The organism is Rhodococcus sp. IEGM 1379 (assembly GCF_030056815.1).
Classification (GTDB): domain Bacteria; phylum Actinomycetota; class Actinomycetes; order Mycobacteriales; family Mycobacteriaceae; genus Rhodococcus_F.
The window spans coordinates 1-950 of sequence record NZ_JASHKR010000187.1; the positions used below are offsets into that span (position 1 = coordinate 1).

At 53.5% G+C, this 950-nt stretch carries 1 protein-coding gene; it reads right to left on the reverse strand.

What is annotated here, in order from left to right:
• Positions 1–18: 18 nt before the first annotated feature.
• A partial coding sequence (locus QM600_RS29435) for an AAA family ATPase (protein WP_283265311.1) occupies positions 19–950 on the reverse strand: 932 nt, incomplete at its 5' end.

Consider the following 950-nt stretch of genomic DNA (forward strand, 5'->3'; position numbering starts at 1 on the left):
CACCGTGAAGACTGATCTTCACAGGTCAGATGTCATCCAAACCGGGGGCAGTCCCCTTTTGCCGGGGTTGCTGCTTTGGAGGAAACGATTGATGTTGTTGATTCCGTAGAGTCCGTCGTAGTTCAGGCAGAGGACAATTTCGTCGTTGCGTTGCGCTGTGAATAGCGATTCGTCGAGTTTTGTCGAGTATCCGCTGTGGGCGATGAACTCTGCTATATCTTCGCTGACGTGACGGACTTTGTCCCAGACAGTAAGGAGTGCAGCGTTTTTGGTTCGGTATGGTGTCGTGAGCTCAAATACCGAGGTTTTGGGGATGAAGGATCGTATGACGCTGAACCAGTTTCCGAAGTTGATCGACTCGATCTGGTAGACGTCCCCGACGAGTACGAGGAGCTTGAACTTTGTCTTTTCCATGACCGTGATCAGGTCCTCGTTACTGACAGTGCTGCACTCGTCGATGATCAACAAGTCGTACTCAGGTTCGGATGCGCTGAGGAATTTTTGGCTCGCGATTGTCCGGAATGTCGACTCCTGGGCTCTGACGTTACGCTTGAGATTGTCAATGGCCGGGTTGGTGTGTGCGAGAAAGAGTTTCCGGTTGCCGTTGAAGTAGTTGGCAATATGGTCGACCATCCTCGATTTTCCTGTGCCCGCCGCCCCGTAGACCAAAGCGACACCAGATGCGCTGAACATTTCCTTGAGTGCATCTCGCTTGGCATCGTCGTCGATTCCTCGGGGAGTTTCATCGAGCCAGCCCTGGACGGCGGCGGAGTATCCAGGGATACCTGCCGCTGCGAGGGATTGAAGTTTCTCAATGATGGTGACGGTATGGTCCTCGTACCCACGTATGAAGAGGTGACCCATGTCTTTCGTCAGCCATCTCTTCTCGCGATGCTGGGACTGCCCCCACTTTGATTGACTCGTGGGGTTTATAGGCTCAGGCCGCGTCT